Origin of the sequence: Psychrobacter sp. S1-30-MNA-CIBAN-0213 (assembly GCF_040309845.1) — a bacterium.
GTDB lineage: Bacteria > Pseudomonadota > Gammaproteobacteria > Pseudomonadales > Moraxellaceae > Psychrobacter.
The window spans coordinates 1-269 of record NZ_JBEOPE010000077.1; the positions used below are offsets into that span (position 1 = coordinate 1).

Consider the following 269-nt stretch of genomic DNA (forward strand, 5'->3'; position numbering starts at 1 on the left):
GCCCGGCTCCGCGCGGATTCTGGAGGAACCACCATGCATTTCGACGTGATCCTGCGTCGCGGCGAGCTGATCGACGGCACCGGGGCCGCACGCTTCGAGGCCGATCTCGGCGTAACGGGCGAGCGCATCGCCGCGATCGGCGATCTGGGCGGCGCGACGGCCTCGCACACGCTCGATGCGGGCGGCCTCGTCGTCGCGCCGGGTTTCATCGACAGTCACACGCACGATGACGCATTCGTGCTGACCGATCCCGACGTCGAGCCGAAGGT

General features: G+C 69.1%; 1 pseudogene. It reads left to right on the forward strand.

Features of this window, described 5'->3' with window-relative positions:
* Positions 1-33: 33 nt before the first annotated feature.
* Positions 34-269 (forward strand): annotated as a pseudogene (locus AAEY87_RS14020) (N-acyl-D-glutamate deacylase); the annotation flags it as partial.